Consider the following 12,738-nt stretch of genomic DNA (forward strand, 5'->3'; position numbering starts at 1 on the left):
CCGGAATACGCGCGGGCGGCCCGCGCGGGCCGGCGCCGCGCCGCACGCGCAGCTGACGTAACGCTAGCCGAACGCGCGCGGGCTGTCCACGGCGACGCGGTGCGGGCGCCGCTGGCCGCCGCGTTACGCGTCGGCGGTGTTCGCCTCGGCGTTCGATACGCGATTGCGTCCGCCGGACTTCGCGCGGTACAGCGCCTCGTCGGCCTGCCGCAGCAGCGTCGCGGCGTCGATGCGCCCGCCGGCGGCGGTCGCGGCGCCGATGCTCGCCGTCACGTGGCCGTACGGGCTGCGGCCGTGCGCGATGTCGAGCCCGGCGATCGCGCGGCGGATCCCTTCGGCGACGGTCGCCGCGCCCCGCGCATCGGTGTCCGGCAGCGTGACGACGAATTCCTCGCCGCCGTAGCGCGCGACGTGGTCGCTGTCGCGGCGCAGGCAGCGCGACGCCGATTGCGCGACGCGGCGCAGCACATCGTCGCCGGCGAGGTGGCCGTAGTAGTCGTTGAACGCCTTGAAGTGATCGACGTCGACGAACAGCACCGACAGCGGGCGGCCGCTGCGCGACGCGCGCAGCGCTTCCTTCGCGAGCACCGTGTCGAACGTGCCGCGGTTGTCGAGCCCGGTCAGTGAATCGGTGTGCGCGAGCCGGTACAGCTTCGACTCGGCGATCTGCCGGCGCTTGAGTTCGCGCGACAGCGCGAGCGAGCCCCACGCGATGAACACGGTAAACAGGGCCATCAGCACGGCGGTCCAGATCGTGCGATGGCGCCACGACGCGTAGATGTCGATCTCGGCGGGCGCGACGTCGACGACCAGCGGCAGATTCGCGAGATGCTTGTAAACATAGATGCGCCGCACGCCGTCGATCGCGCCGACGCCCGTCAACGCGCCTTCGCTGCTGCGCTGCGCCTCGATGAAGAGCGGGGCGTTGTGAAGGTCGAGGCCGACCACGCGCGCATCGAACGGCAGGCGGGACACGAGCGCGCCGTTGTCCTCGACGATCGCCGCGCTGCCGTGCTTGCCGACCGCGAGACCGTCGAGCAGCGCGCGGAAGTAGTCGATGCTGAGCGTGCCGACGACGATCCCTCCGAAGCGGCCATCGGCCAGCGTGATCCGTCGGCTGAGCGCGATCGTCAATGCGCCGCCGCGCAGCCGGGACGCATAGGGCCGGCTGATGAAGAGGCCCTGCGCGAGCCGGTCGCGATGCACGGCGAAATATTCGCGGTCGGCGAAATTGCCTTGTCGCGGGGGCGATTCGGCCGAATCGATCACGATATTGCCGTGCGGATCCATCACGAAAATGGCGCCGAGATACGCGCCGCTCGCGGCGCGGTCGAACAGCAGCCGGTGACGCTGGTGCGGCGGCAAAGCCATCAGTTCCGGATCGGCGAGGCCGTCGACGACGTTTTGCAGCGACAGATCATACAGTTCGATATTGCGGGAAATATCGCGCTCGATCAGCAGCATCAGGTTGCGCGCATTTTCGACCGCATGATCGTATGCGTCGTGGCGTGCCTCGATTAAAAGCGACGTCGAGAGTCCCCAGCTGAACAGGAGCAGCATGATGCCCGCGACGAGTACGCCGCGGGGCGACAGAATGCGTGCCACGGCCGACGCGGTATGACGGCGCGCCGTGGCGAGCGGCGTGTGTGGCTTCATCCTCGGGGGTGGGCGGCGGGAACTTGCGTCGTAGACGATTCCGCGCAGTGATTAATTCGCATTAACCGGCATTATCTCGCGAATCCCGGAATTTCGCCGCGCGATGCAAAACATGCATGCGCCGATCGCGATTCGGAACGATTACGCGCCATTACTGTGAGCCGGGTGTCGGTTTGATTTGAATCAATTGTGAGTGGCCGGTATTTTGTCTGATTATTGGCGGCGCTTGCGGATCGATTTGTCGTTTTAATACAGGATCGGGCGATTGCGCCGGGACGATTACGCCTTGCACGGTTCGCCATCGCGGATGACTACTCGAATGGCATGACCTGTACCGCGCAACCCGCAGCCGTGCCGCCGTCTCGTCGCCCCGCCGTGTCCAACTTGTTGATTCTGCTGCGTCTGCATGCGGCGGCGGGGCGTTCGGCGCTCAGCTGCCCTCGTGGCGAATCAGGTAGAATCCGCGCTTCGCCGCAGGCGCCCGGCGCGCAACGCGTATCGGGGCCGCATCGAATGCATCGCAGCAGGCGGCGCGCCGCGCCCCGATCCCGCATGCGCCGGCTCCGGATGCCGGCCCGCTCAACGTTCGTCTCGTTTATGTCCGCAATTCCGAATTCCGACCAACCCGGTTCGTCCGCGAACCCACCCAAGCTTCATCGCGCGCTGAAGGCGCGCCATCTGACGATGATCGCCATCGGCGGCTCGATCGGCACGGGCCTGTTCGTCGCGTCCGGCGCGTCGATCTCGCAGGCCGGCCCTGGCGGCGCGATGGTCGCGTACATGCTGATCGGCCTGATGGTCTACTTCCTGATGACGAGCCTCGGCGAAATGGCTGCGTTCATGCCGGTGTCGGGCTCGTTCGCGACCTACGGCGCGAAATACGTCGACGAAGGCTTCGGCTTCGCGCTCGGCTGGAACTACTGGTACAACTGGGCCGTGACGATCGCGGTCGAACTCGTCGCCGCGCAGCTCGTGATGCACTACTGGTTCCCGGACGTGCCGGGCGTCTGGTGGAGTGCCGCGTTCCTCGGCGTGATGTTCCTGCTCAATGCGCTGACCGTGCGCGGCTTCGGCGAAGCCGAATACTGGTTCGCGCTGATCAAGGTCGTCACCGTGGTTGCGTTCATCGGCGTCGGCCTGCTGATGATCTTCGGCATTCTGAAAGGCGCGCCGGGCAACGGCTGGGGCAACCTGACGATCGGCGACGCGCCGTTCGCGGGCGGCCTGCCGGCGCTGATGGGCGTCGCGATGATCGCGGGCTTCTCGTTCCAGGGCACCGAGCTGATCGGCGTCGCGGCCGGCGAATCGGAGAACCCGCGCACGACGATCCCGCGCGCCGTGCGTCAGGTGTTCTGGCGCATCCTGCTGTTCTACGTGCTGGCGATCTTCGTGATCGGCGTGCTGATTCCCTATACCGATCCGAACCTGCTGAAGAGCGACGTGACCGACATCGGCGTGAGTCCGTTTACGCTGGTGTTCCGCCACGCGGGCCTCGCGTTCGCGGCCGGCGTGATGAACGCGGTGATCCTGACGGCCGTGCTGTCGGCCGGCAACTCGGGCATGTACGCGTCGACGCGGATGCTCTACAACCTCGCGACGGAAGGCCGCGCGCCGAAGCTGTTCGCGAAGCTGTCGCCGGGCGGCGTGCCGCGCAACGCGCTGTACGCGACGACCGCCGTCGGCGCGCTGTGTTTCTTTACGTCGCTGTACGGCGACAAGACGGTGTACCTGTGGCTGCTGAACACGTCGGGGATGACGGGTTTCATCGCGTGGCTCGGCATCGCGATCAGCCACTACCGGTTCCGCAAGGGCTACGTGACGCAAGGCTACGCGGTCGACCAGCTGCCGTACCAGTCGAAGTGGTTCCCGTTCGGCCCGCTGTTCGCGTTCGTGCTGTGTCTCGTGATCGCGCTCGGCCAGGACTATCAGGCGTTTCTCGCGAACCGGATCGACTGGGCGGGTGTGGCCGCGACCTACGTCGGCATTCCGCTGTTCCTCGTCGTGTGGCTCGGCTACCGGCTCCTGAACAAGAGCCGCTTCGTGCGTTACGAGGACATGGAGATCGCACCGTGGGTCGCCGCGAGCCGCGGCGCGCAGCTGCAGCGCGTGGAGAACCGCGAAACCGCGGGCTGATGCCGGCGCGGCACGCGGCCGCGCGATGGCGCAACGAAACGGGAAGCCGCACGCTTCCCGTTTTTTTTGTCCGCTTTCCCCTGCACGGGGTCAAAGCCGGTTATATTGCCCGACCCTACCGGGCCACACGGCCCGGCCGGCGCGACGAGCGCGGCGCGGATCGGGCATCCGGCGCGTGCCTCTCGCGGCGGCCGGCGGCGCCCGGCGTTTCCATCGTTCCGCCGCGCCGGCACGGCCCGCGGAGCGCGCAACCCAGAGGAATCCATGAGTGCATCACCCGCCGAGCGGAAGGCCGGACCCGTTTCCATCGTGCGAATCGAAGCCGCGATCAACGCGTGGCGCGAAGTGTATCCGCCGGCGCCGGACGGCGAGGACGGCTACGCGCTAGACGCCGGCAGCAACTGCCTGGCCGAGCTGTACGGCGCGATGATCTGCTATCGGCTGCCGGACGTGCCGCTCGACTCGTTGAGCGACGCGCAGCGCGATGCGCTGTACGCGACCGAGGCGTGATGCGCGGTCGAGACGCTGCCGCGACGCGGCGTCGATGAAGAAACGGGAAGCCTGGCGGCTTCCCGTTTTGCTTTGCGCGGTGCCGGACGCGAGGGCGGCACGACGCTGCTCGCGCCGGTTTCGGCGCGGGCTGAGGTATCGTCATGGCATCGGGATCGGGCGATCACGGGACGACCGGTGCGGCACGCGTCTGCGCGGGGCCGAATGAACGTCAGTTGCCGGTCCGGGAGGGATCGAAAAATGGAGTTGAGACATCTCCGCTACTTCGTCGCGGTTGCCGAGGAGCGGAATTTCACGCGTGCGGCCGAGCGCCTGCACATCGCGCAGCCGCCGCTCAGCCGGCAGATCCAGCAGCTCGAGGAGGCGCTCGGCGTGCCGCTGTTCGAGCGCAACGCGCGGCCGCTGAAGCTGACCGACGCGGGGCGGTTCTTCTATTCGCACGCGGTGCAGCTGCTCGCGCAGACGACCGAGCTCGAATCGATGACGAAGCGGGTCGGCAAGATCGAGCGCAGCATGTCGGTCGGGTTCGTCGGTTCGACGCTGTACGGGATGCTGCCGAAGATCATCCGGCGCTTTCGCAGCGAGTATCCGGCCGTCGAGCTGAGCCTGCACGAGATGTCGACGATGGACCAGATCAAGGCGCTGAAGGAAGGGCGCATCGACGTCGGGTTCGGGCGCATCCGTCACGAGGATCCGAGCGTGCGGCGCGTCGTGCTGCGCGAGGAGCGGATGATCGTCGCGCTGCCGGTCGGTCACGTGCTCGACGGCGCGAAGCCCGTGCTGTCGCTGCACGATCTCGTGAACGACACGCTGATCATCTTCCCGAAGGCGCCGCGGCCCAGCTATGCGGACCAGGTGCTCGCCGCCTTTCACGATCGCGCGTTGCAGCCGCGCAAGATCTACGAGACGCGCGAACTGCAGATCGCGCTCGGACTCGTCGCGATGGGCGAGGGCGTGTCGGTCGTGCCGCACAGCGTGTACGGCCTGAAGCGCGACGATATCAGCTACAAGCCGCTCGACGATCCGAACCTCGTGTCGCCGATCATCATGAGCATGCGGATGCTCGACGAATCGGAGGACATCCGCGCGATGCAGGCGCTGATCTACCGGCTGTACGACGAAGCGCAGATGGAGTATCTGCCGCCGCAGCCCGAATGAGCGTGCGGGCGGTGGGGCCTTGCTTGACGCCGCGTGGGTCGCCGGGCCACCATCGTCGGCATTCGATGCGGCTCGCCCGCGTGCGGCCGCCTTCATGCAGACGACGACACACATGACTGAAATCGTGACCGAGGAGACCTGGGTCGAGACGCCGCAAGGGCGTCTCTTCGCGAAGCGCTGGCGCGGCGTGCCCGCGCGGGCACCGGCCGCACCTACGCCGGTCGCACCTGAGCAGGCCGCACCTGCGCCGGTCGCACCGATCGTGCTGCTGCACGATTCGCTCGGCTGCGTCGAACTATGGCGCGACTTCCCCGCGCAACTCGCACGCGCCGCCCGGCGCGACGTGATCGCATACGACCGGCTGGGCTTCGGGCGGTCCGATCGTCATCGGGGGCAACTCGGCATGACGTTCGTGCGCGACGAGGCCGATCACGGATTCCATGCGCTGCTCGAGCGGTTCGGCATCGATGCGTTCGTGGCGTTCGGGCACAGCGTCGGCGGCGGCATGGCGGTCGGATGCGCGGCCGCGTATCCGGCACGTTGTCGCGCACTGGTGACGGTCTCCGCGCAGGCGTTCGTCGAGGATCGCACGCGCGACGGCATTCGCGAGGCGGGGCAGCAGTTCGACGCGCCCGGCCAGCTCGACCGGCTCGCGCGTTATCACGGCGACAAGGCCGAATGGGTGCTGCGTGCGTGGGTCGACACGTGGTTGTCGCCGGCGTTTCGCGACTGGAGTCTCGACGACGAACTGCCGCGCGTGCGTTGCGCGACACTCGCGATTCACGGCGAGCAGGACGAATACGGGTCGGACGTGCATCCGAAACGGATCGCCGCGCGCGTCGCGGGGCCGTCGTCGTTCCTGCTGCTCGACGGATGCGGACACATGCCGCATCGCGAGCGGACCGACGACGTACTCGCGGCCGTGGCGACGTTCCTGCGCGACGCGCTCGCCTGAACGCCCGGGCGCGGGCGTGCGTTGCAACCGGCGGGCTCGGCCCGCCGGTGCTCAGAACGACAGCTGGATTGCGAGGTCGACGGCGAGAATCGCGATCGAGCAGCCGATGCCGAGCACCACGTTCGGCAGCCGGTGTTCGAAGTCGCGATTGTCACGGCGCATCGCGGCACCGAGCAGGAAGACCGCCTCGACGACGATCTGCAGCCCGACGAACAGCAGCATCAGCAGATACTCGTAACCCATCTGCTTGAACACGGCGAATTGCATCCCGTGATCGCGGATCCATTGGCCGACGCGCAGCAGTTCGTAGACGAACAGCAAGGCGGGAAACAGGTAGCTGATGAAATACGTCGGCGCGGTGGCGTGCCGTAGTTCGAGGTGGAAGTGCGGATGCGTGGTAGCCATCAAGAAGCCCTCCTTGCAACGCATGATTGCGGTCGCGACGGCGGCGCGACGACGTGCGGACTAAGGGATTGCCCGAGGCATCGTGCGCGGTCGTACGGCACCAGCATACTGCTGCGCGGGAAATTTGGCATCCCGTCCGTGCGATCGTTGTAAAAATCCCTCCGCATCACGCGATGCCTTCAACGGTCGCCGCTCGCGGTGCGCGGTGTGTCCGCCGGCTGCGTGTCGCCGGCAGTGCCGGGCACCTGCCGTTCCCGATGGCGTTCCGGATCGCCGGCCGGCGCGCAGTGCGCTCGACGTGCGCGCGAATGGCGTGAGCGCGGTGCACGTTCGATGCGGACGCACCTTCCCGACCGTGCGTCGCCTGCGCGGGCGCTCACGCTTTCGCGTGCGCGCCTTCGACGAACAGCTTCGCGACCGACCGGAATTCCCGCTTCAGCGACAACCCCGGCACGGTCAGCCAGCGCAGCATCGCCGCGAGATACAGGTGATGGAACCACGTGGCGAGCTGGTCGGCCGCCAGCGCGGGGTTCAGTTCGCCCGCCTGCTGTCCGGCCGCGATCAGTTGCTGCCACACGAGCGCGATGTCGCCGCCGCCATCCTCGCCGCTTTCCGCTTGCGCCACGCCGATGCTCAGGAACCGATGCCGCAGGTATGCGAGCAGATACACCGGATGCTGTTCGCACCATGCGGCCGACGCGTCGAGCACGCAGGCGATCCGCGACGCGAAGGTCTTCCGTCGCGCGACGTCGCGCTGCAGGAGCGCGAGGTCGCGCGCGAGTTCGCCTTCGAGCCAGTGCGCGAGCACGGCCTCCTTCGTCGGAAAGTGGTTGTACAGCGTACGTTTCGCGACATCGGCCTGCGCGGCGATCTGTTCCATCGTCACTGCGTCGTAGCCGTGCGCATCGAACAGGCGTGCGCCGGTGTCGGCGAGATGCGCGAGCATCTGGATGCGCTTGCGTGCGCGGCGGCCCGGATCGTCGGTCGTCGTTGGCATGGTTCGGTATCGACTGAAAGTGCACGAATTGCATTAGTATACGACGTGCATTTTTATGAATCCACTCGCCTGCATCATGCAGGAGGAGCCACGCATGAAGCTCGTCATCGCCACTTACGGCACCGAAGGCGACACGCGCCCGCTCGCGGCGCTCGGCCGCGCGCTGCTGGATGCCGGCCATGAGGTCCGGTTGCTGGCCGACGTCGCGACGCTCGGTTCGGCCGCCGCGCTCGGCGTGCCTTGCGAGCCGCTGTCCGGCGACATCCGCGGGGCGATCGCGCCGGATGGTGCGTTGTCCGAAGCGGTACGCGGGCGCGGCGGTTTCAACGACACGTCGAAGGCGCTCGCGGCGATCGCGAATGCGAACACGGCGGCATGGATGCGCGAAGTCGCGGCCGCATCGGCCGGTTGCGATGCGATCCTGGTGTCGGGGCTGGCGTCGTTCGTCGGGCTATCGGTTGCCGAGTATCGCGGCGTGCCGGCGATCGGTACGGGGATGATCCCGATCACGCCGACCGCGACGTTCGCGTCGCCGTTTCTGCCACCCGGCAAGGTGCCGCGCTGGTTGAATCGCGCGAGCCACCGGTTCGTGAACGCGCTGCTGTGGCACGCGTTCAGGCGGGCGACCAATGCGGCGCGCGCCAGCGTGTGCGGACTGCCGCCGCGCCGGGCCGTATGGACCGATCATCCGATGCTGTACGGCGTGTCGCCCGCGCTGCTCGCCGATCCGGCCGACTGGCCGTCGCATGTGCTGGCATGCGGTCAATGGCGCGTCGACGCGCCTGCGTGGACGCCGCCGCCCGCGCTGTCGAGCTTTCTCGACGCGGGCGATCCGCCCGTGTATATCGGCTTCGGCAGCATGGCCGGGTTCGACCGGGCCGCGATGGTCGACGCGCTGTTGCAGGCGCTCGACGGCCGGCGCGCGTTGTTTTATCCGGGCTGGAGCGGCATCGATGTGTCGATGCTGCCGGCGCATGTGTGCGTGATCGGCGAGACGCCGCACGACCGGTTGTTTCCGCATGTATCGATGGCGATCCATCACGGCGGATCGGGTACCACGCATTCGGCCGCGCGGGCGGGCATTCCGTCGGTCGTCGTGCCGTTCGCGGGCGATCAGTTCTTCTGGGCGAGCCGGCTGCAACGCGCCGGTGTGGCCGATGCGCCGGTGGCGGGGCGGCGTGTGGACGCCGCGGCGCTTGCACGCGCGATCGCGTTCGCTGCACGAGCCGACACGCAAGCGCGTGCCGCCGAACTCGGTGCGCGGATCGCGCGGGAGGACGGGGTGGGGCTGGCGGTCGGCGCGATCGAGCGCTGGGGGCGCCCCGGCGTGCGCTGAACGCGTCCGCCCCGCGTCAGAAATGCCCGGTGAACCGGTAGCGACTGCCCGGATGCCACAGATTGGCCACCGACGCGACCATCCCTTGCGACCACGTGCGCCGATGCAGCAGCAGGCACGGCTCGCGTTCGTCCGTCGTCAGGTGCCGGCGCGTTGCCGCATCGGGCATCGCAGCCTCGATCCGGTATTCGACCCGCTGCAGCGGCGCGACGCGCGTCAGGTACTGGTTCGGCGTCGTCGTCGTGAAGTCCTGCAGCGCGTATTCGGGTGCGCAGGCCGGGTTGACCCAGCGCTCCTCGAGCTGCACGGGCGTGTCGTTCTCGAAGTGCAGCACGCGCGAATGGAAGATCGGGCTGCCGGTGTCGAGCTGCAACTCGTCGGCGAGCTTCGCGTCGGCGACGGCCGCGCCGACCTCCAGCACCTGCGCACGATACGCATGGCCGCGCGCGGCGACTTCATCCGAGATGCTGCGGATCGCGACCAGTGTCGATTCGTATTTCGGCGACGCGACATACGTGCCCGAGCCGCGCGTGCGCGTGAGCACCTGTTCGGCCGTCAGCTCGCGCAGCGCGCGGTTGACCGTCATCCGCGCGACGTTGAATTCGCGCGCGAGCTCGTTCTCCGACGGCACCTGGTCGCCTTCCGCCCACTCGCCCGCATGAATGCGCGCGAGGATGAAGTCCTTGATTTCCTGATAGATCGGTGTGGTCATTGCATTGCTGTTCAAGAGACGGCGGCCGCGTGCCGTCGCGGGCCGGCCTTCGTGCGGTGTTCGGGCGGAGTGTACCGGGTTCGACGCGGTGCGGGCCTGACTGTGGGCCCGGGATTCGGGTTATTCCGGCCTGCATCCGGAGCGCCCATCGGGGGCCCGCCGGGGCCGCACGGACCGCGGCCATCGCGTCGGCGAGCGCGACAGGCGGAAAAGTATAGACAAATACAGACGCGACGACGACGTGCCGAAGCCACACAGAAAGCTGGATTTCATCTGCATGTAATCTGTAGCGAATTGAAATATAAGGGAAATTCGCTCATGGAAACAATCCACCGACAATTAGAGATAAACACGGATTGCTGGCGGTGACCTGAAAAAGGCAAAGTTGTATGTACAACTTCGGGAGTCACCGGACGGGTGGCTTCCGGGTTGGAACGGTTCGCGGCGGCGACGCCCGACCGGACCCGTGCCCAGTTCGCCTATGACAGGAACGCCATGAAGAAACTCGCGCTCAGTATTGCCCTTGCCTGCCTCGCGGTCGGTGCCCACGCCAAGGATTGGTCGACGATCCGGTTTGGTGTCGACGCCAGCTATCCGCCGTTCGAATCGAAGGACGCAAGCGGCAAGGTCGTCGGCTTCGACGTCGATCTCGGCAACGAGATCTGCGCACGGCTGAAGGCGAAATGCGTGTGGATCGAGAACGACTTCGACGGGATGATCCCGGCGCTGAAGGCGAAGAAGTTCGACGGCGTGCTGTCGTCGATGTCGATGACGCCGGCGCGCGCCGAGCAGATCGCGTTCTCCGACAAGCTGTTCAACACACCGACGCGCCTGGTCGCGAAGAAAGGCGCGAACCTGCAGCCGACGGCCGAATCGCTGAAGGGCAAGTCTGTCGGCGTCGAGCAGGGCACGATCCAGGAAACCTACGCGAAGGCCTACTGGGCGCCGAAGGGCGTGCAGGTCGTGCCTTACCAGAACCAGGACGGCGTGTACCAGGACCTGATGTCCGGGCGCCTCGACGCCGCGCTGCAGGACGCGGTGCAGGCCGACCTCGGTTTCCTGAAGACGCCGCGCGGCGCGAACTTCGAATTCGCCGGCAAGGACATCGACGATCCGAAGACGCTCGGCAACGGCGCCGGCATCGGGCTGCGCAAGGACGACGCCGACCTGAAGGCGAAAATCGACCACGCGATCGCCAACATGATCAAGGACGGCACGTACAAGAAGCTCGAGAAGAAGTACTTCGCATTCGACGTCTACGGCGGCTGACCGTCGATGCGGCGTGCCTCCGCTGCGGCGCGCCGTGTCGTGTCGGTTCCCGGGTGCCGCTTGCTTCGCATGACGCGTCCGGCTTGATGAGCGGACGACATCAGGTAATGCGCAGATATCGTTTGATGCGCGGGTAATGGCTATTGACAATCCAGCCACATCGTTCTGGATCCCAAACATGATCTTCCAAGGATTTGGCCCGCTGTTGTGGGCCGGCACGGTCGAGACCGTGAAGCTCGCGGTGCTGTCGCTCGCCGCGTCGCTCATACTGGGCCTCGCGGGCGCGGGCGCGAAACTGTCGACCAACCGCGTGCTCAGGTCGGTCGGCACGTTCTATACGACGCTGATCCGTGCGGTGCCCGATCTCGTGCTGATGCTGCTGCTGTTCTACGGGATCCAGATCCTGCTGAACGACGCGACCGACCTGCTCGGCTGGGACCAGATCGACATCGATCCGTTCGTGGCCGGCGTCGTGACGCTCGGCTTCATCTACGGCGCGTACTTCACCGAAACGTTCCGCGGCGCGTTCCTCGCGGTGCCGCGCGGCCAGCTCGAAGCCGGCTTCGCATACGGGATGAGCGGCTGGCGCGTGTTCCACCGGATCATGTTCCCGCAAATGATGCGCTTCGCGCTGCCGGGCATCGGCAACAACTGGCAGGTGCTCGTGAAGGCCACCGCGCTCGTGTCGATCATCGGCCTCGCCGATGTCGTGAAGGCGTCGCAGGACGCCGGCAAGAGCACGCTCGACTTCTTCTTCTTCACGCTCGCGGCGGGTGCGATCTACCTCGCGATCACGACGGTGTCGAACGTCGTGCTGCACCACCTCGAGAAGCGTTATTCCGTGGGCGTCCGGAGGCTTGCACTGTGATCGAACTCATCAGCCAGTACTGGCAAAGCTATCTCTACACCGACGGCTACCGCTTCAGCGGCCTGGCGATCACGCTGTGGCTGCTGGTCGTGTCGATTGCGCTCGGCTTCGCGCTGGCCGTGCCGCTCGCGATCGCGCGCGCGTCGTCGAACCGCTGGATTTCCGGCCCGGTGTTGCTCTATACGTACGTGTTCCGCGGCACGCCGCTCTACGTGCAGCTGCTGATGTGCTACACCGGCATCTACAGCCTGCAGGTCGTGCACAACCACGTGCTGCTCGACACGTTCTTCCGCAACGCGATGAACTGCACGCTGCTCGCGTTCGTGTTGAACGAATGCGCGTATGCGACCGAGATCTTCGCGGGCGCGATCAAGGCGACGTCGGCCGGCGAGATCGAGGCCGGGATGGCTTACGGGATGTCGCGCTTCAAGCTCTATACGCGCATCATCCTGCCGTCCGCGCTGCGCCGTTCGCTGCCGAGCTACAGCAACGAAGTGATCCTGATGCTGCACGCGACGACGCTCGCGTTCACCGCGACCGTGCCCGACATCCTGAAGGTCACGCGCGATGTCAACTCCGCCACGTACATGTCGTTCCAGGCCTATGGCATCGCGGCCGTGCTGTACGCCATCGTCGTGTTCGCGCTCATCTGGGCGTTCCGCAAGCTCGAGACGCGCTGGCTCGCGTACCTGTCGCCGCGCGGCCATTAACGCATTCGCAAGATTCGCAAGGAAGGACC

12 protein-coding genes are annotated in these 12,738 nt (G+C 66.9%); 8 read left to right on the top strand and 4 right to left on the bottom strand.

Annotation, left to right across the window (positions count from 1 at the left end; all coding sequences use genetic code 11):
• Positions 1-123: 123 nt before the first annotated feature.
• The gene (locus DIE11_RS01165) at positions 124-1,656 is read right to left on the bottom strand and encodes a diguanylate cyclase (protein ID WP_124620981.1); all 1,533 of its coding nucleotides are present in this window, start codon (positions 1,654-1,656) and stop codon (positions 124-126) included.
• A 597-nt stretch (positions 1,657-2,253) separates the two neighbouring features.
• Here DIE11_RS01165 and DIE11_RS01170 point away from each other — a divergent pair.
• From DIE11_RS01170 to DIE11_RS01185, 4 genes are all read left to right on the top strand, one after another.
• Entirely contained in the window at positions 2,254-3,789 is a 1,536-nt protein-coding gene (locus DIE11_RS01170; RefSeq protein ID WP_059601434.1) for an amino acid permease, read from the top strand.
• Positions 3,790-4,053: 264 nt separating this feature from the next.
• Positions 4,054-4,299, top strand: a complete 246-nt coding sequence (locus tag DIE11_RS01175) for a DUF3717 domain-containing protein (RefSeq protein WP_006761486.1) — start codon at positions 4,054-4,056, stop codon at positions 4,297-4,299.
• Positions 4,300-4,539: 240 nt separating this feature from the next.
• On the top strand, positions 4,540-5,457 hold the full coding sequence (locus tag DIE11_RS01180) for a LysR family transcriptional regulator (RefSeq protein ID WP_059601436.1): 918 nt from the start codon (positions 4,540-4,542) through the stop codon (positions 5,455-5,457).
• Between the two features lie 112 nt (positions 5,458-5,569).
• Positions 5,570-6,412 (top strand): alpha/beta fold hydrolase, encoded by an 843-nt coding sequence (locus DIE11_RS01185; RefSeq protein ID WP_124620982.1) that lies wholly within the window; start codon positions 5,570-5,572, stop codon positions 6,410-6,412.
• A 51-nt stretch (positions 6,413-6,463) separates the two neighbouring features.
• Here DIE11_RS01185 and DIE11_RS01190 read toward each other — a convergent pair whose 3' ends face one another.
• Together DIE11_RS01190 and DIE11_RS01195 are read right to left on the bottom strand one after the other, a co-directional pair.
• Positions 6,464-6,817 carry a hypothetical protein gene (locus DIE11_RS01190; protein ID WP_059601439.1) on the bottom strand — a complete coding sequence of 118 codons (354 nt, stop codon included), beginning with the start codon at positions 6,815-6,817 and terminating at the stop codon, positions 6,464-6,466.
• Between the two features lie 376 nt (positions 6,818-7,193).
• Complete coding sequence (locus DIE11_RS01195) at positions 7,194-7,814, bottom strand: TetR/AcrR family transcriptional regulator (RefSeq protein WP_124620984.1); 621 nt, start codon at positions 7,812-7,814, stop codon at positions 7,194-7,196.
• A gap of 94 nt (positions 7,815-7,908) precedes the next feature.
• On the opposite strand from DIE11_RS01195, the gene DIE11_RS01200 reads away from it, so the two are divergent.
• Entirely contained in the window at positions 7,909-9,150 is a 1,242-nt protein-coding gene (locus DIE11_RS01200) for a glycosyltransferase (protein ID WP_124620986.1), read from the top strand.
• Positions 9,151-9,166: 16 nt separating this feature from the next.
• Here the strand turns inward: DIE11_RS01200 and hutC are convergent, their stop codons facing one another.
• Entirely contained in the window at positions 9,167-9,862 is a 696-nt protein-coding gene (hutC, locus tag DIE11_RS01205; RefSeq protein WP_059466626.1) for a histidine utilization repressor, read from the bottom strand.
• Between the two features lie 495 nt (positions 9,863-10,357).
• On the opposite strand from hutC, the gene DIE11_RS01210 reads away from it, so the two are divergent.
• The 3 genes from DIE11_RS01210 to DIE11_RS01220 all read left to right on the top strand — a co-directional run bounded on the left by DIE11_RS01210 (position 10,358) and on the right by DIE11_RS01220 (position 12,709).
• Positions 10,358-11,131 (top strand): ABC transporter substrate-binding protein, encoded by a 774-nt coding sequence (locus tag DIE11_RS01210; protein WP_124620989.1) that lies wholly within the window; start codon positions 10,358-10,360, stop codon positions 11,129-11,131.
• A gap of 178 nt (positions 11,132-11,309) precedes the next feature.
• Positions 11,310-11,999, top strand: a complete 690-nt coding sequence (locus DIE11_RS01215) for an ABC transporter permease (RefSeq protein WP_059601448.1) — start codon at positions 11,310-11,312, stop codon at positions 11,997-11,999.
• The gene (locus DIE11_RS01220) at positions 11,996-12,709 is read left to right on the top strand and encodes an ABC transporter permease (RefSeq protein WP_124620991.1); all 714 of its coding nucleotides are present in this window, start codon (positions 11,996-11,998) and stop codon (positions 12,707-12,709) included. Before DIE11_RS01215 ends, DIE11_RS01220 begins: the two co-directional genes overlap by 4 nt.
• Positions 12,710-12,738: the final 29 nt, after the last annotated feature.

The organism is Burkholderia sp. Bp9012 (assembly GCF_003853825.1).
GTDB classification, from domain to species: Bacteria; Pseudomonadota; Gammaproteobacteria; order Burkholderiales; family Burkholderiaceae; genus Burkholderia; species Burkholderia diffusa.

Bases quoted from the DNA above. Each gene is read 5' to 3' on its own strand.
- DIE11_RS01165 (WP_124620981.1), bottom strand. From the start codon at position 1,656: ATGAAGCCACACACGCCGCTCGCCACGGCGCGCCGTCATACCGCGTCG.
- DIE11_RS01170 (WP_059601434.1), top strand. From the start codon at position 2,254: ATGTCCGCAATTCCGAATTCCGACCAACCCGGTTCGTCCGCGAACCCA.
- DIE11_RS01175 (WP_006761486.1), top strand. From the start codon at position 4,054: ATGAGTGCATCACCCGCCGAGCGGAAGGCCGGACCCGTTTCCATCGTG.
- DIE11_RS01180 (WP_059601436.1), top strand. From the start codon at position 4,540: ATGGAGTTGAGACATCTCCGCTACTTCGTCGCGGTTGCCGAGGAGCGG.
- DIE11_RS01185 (WP_124620982.1), top strand. From the start codon at position 5,570: ATGACTGAAATCGTGACCGAGGAGACCTGGGTCGAGACGCCGCAAGGG.
- DIE11_RS01190 (WP_059601439.1), bottom strand. From the start codon at position 6,817: ATGGCTACCACGCATCCGCACTTCCACCTCGAACTACGGCACGCCACC.
- DIE11_RS01195 (WP_124620984.1), bottom strand. From the start codon at position 7,814: ATGCCAACGACGACCGACGATCCGGGCCGCCGCGCACGCAAGCGCATC.
- DIE11_RS01200 (WP_124620986.1), top strand. From the start codon at position 7,909: ATGAAGCTCGTCATCGCCACTTACGGCACCGAAGGCGACACGCGCCCG.
- hutC (WP_059466626.1), bottom strand. From the start codon at position 9,862: ATGACCACACCGATCTATCAGGAAATCAAGGACTTCATCCTCGCGCGC.
- DIE11_RS01210 (WP_124620989.1), top strand. From the start codon at position 10,358: ATGAAGAAACTCGCGCTCAGTATTGCCCTTGCCTGCCTCGCGGTCGGT.
- DIE11_RS01215 (WP_059601448.1), top strand. From the start codon at position 11,310: ATGATCTTCCAAGGATTTGGCCCGCTGTTGTGGGCCGGCACGGTCGAG.